The organism is Frankia sp. Mgl5, assembly GCF_023242985.1.
GTDB lineage: Bacteria > Actinomycetota > Actinomycetes > Frankiales > Frankiaceae > Parafrankia > Parafrankia soli.
This window is the reverse complement of sequence record NZ_JALKFY010000759.1, coordinates 1-1,634: the sequence shown is the minus strand read 5'-3', so window position 1 is coordinate 1,634 and position 1,634 is coordinate 1. Positions and strand designations below refer to the sequence as shown.

The 1,634-nt window shown below is 67.0% G+C and carries 1 pseudogene; it reads left to right on the top strand.

From position 1 onward, the window contains the following. Positions 1–125 precede the first annotated feature (125 nt). Positions 126–1,594, top strand: a pseudogene (locus MXD62_RS27450) (IS3 family transposase). Positions 1,595–1,634: the final 40 nt, after the last annotated feature.

The window sequence follows — 1,634 nt, the reverse complement described above, 5'->3', positions numbered from 1 at the left end:
CCCTACCTGCCAAGCTGGTTCGAGACAGAGGATGTCTGTTAACCAGTGACGAGGGCGAGTTGGGGAGCTTGATCTAGATGGATGCGGGGCTGACAGCGGCTCGTTGGCCGGTTGACGATGGTCGGGTGAGCGAGGACGAGACGCACCGCCGGCGGCCGGATCCGGAGGTGCCCGCGAAGGCACGACGTCGGCAGTTCTCGCCGGGCTACAAGATGCGGATCTTGGCGGAGTATGAGGCGGCGACCGCGGCGGGTGCGAAGGGCGCGATCCTGCGCCGGGAGAACCTGTACTCGGCGCACATCGTGGAGTGGCGGAAGGCTCGCGAGGAAGGCGCGCTGGCGGGCCTGTCGAAACCGAAGGGCCGCCCGCCGGTCGATGAACGGGACAAGGAGCTGGAGAAGCTCCGTGCGGAGAAAGCGAAGCTGGAGAAGGAACTGGCGAAGGCCCAGTTCGTGATCGATGTACAGGGAAAACTTGCCGCGCTCTTGGAGAAACTCTCCGAGGGCGCTCCCGGCGAGAACCCGCCGTCACCGGCGAAGCCGAACGACTGACCGAGGAAGCACTCGGCGAACTCGTTCCGGAAATCGGTGCGAGCGCGGCGTGCCGGGCCGTGGGTCGGTCACGGGCGGCGCATTACCGGCGGCACAGGAAGAGTCCTGCCCCGCCGCGTCCGGCACCGGTCCCGCACAAGGCCCGACGCCAACCCAGGGCGCTGGATGCGGCCGAACGCGCCCGGGTCCTGGCCGTGCTGCACGACCCGCGGTTCGCTGACGCCAGCCCGGCGCAGGTCTGGGCGACCCTGCTCGACGAGGGTGTCTACCTGTGTTCGCAGCGCACCATGTACCGGCTGCTCGCCGAACGCGGCGAGACCGGTGACCGCCGCGCCCAGGCCACCCACCCGCCCAAGGTCAAACCCGAACTCCTCGCCACCGGGCCGAACGAGGTCTGGACCTGGGACATCACCAAACTCCCCGGCCCGCAGAAATGGACCTCCTACTATCTGTACGTCATCCTGGACGTCTACAGCCGGTATGTGGTCGGCTGGACCCTCGCAGACAAAGAATCAGCCGCTCTCGCCGAGAACCTGATCGCCGCCACCTGCGACAAACAGAACATCTCTCCCGGGCGGCTTACCGTGCACGCTGACCGCGGCAGCTCCATGACCTCGAAACCCGTCGCGTTCCTGTTCGCGGACCTCGGGATAACCCAGTCCCACTCCCGGCCGAGGACGTCCAACGATAACCCCTACTCCGAGTCCCAGTTCAAGACTTTGAAGTACCGGCCGGGTTATCCCCGCACGTTCGACAGCATCGAAACCGCACGCGCCTGGTGCCGCGAGTTCTTCGACTACTACAACAACGACCACCGGCACTCCGGAGTCGGCCTGCTCACTCCCGCGACCGTCCACCACGGCCAGGCCGAGACCGTCCAGGCCGCCCGCACCGAGGTCCTCGCCGCCGCCTACGCCACCCGACCGGACCGGTTCGTCCGCCGCCCACCAGCACCGCCGCCGCTGCCGAGACCAGCCTGGATCAACCCACCCGAACAGACCCACGACCAGCCAACCGCCGACACGGAACGACCAGCTCAGTAGTTCCTACAAGATCTTGCCTCGATCAGGTTGACGGGTTCCG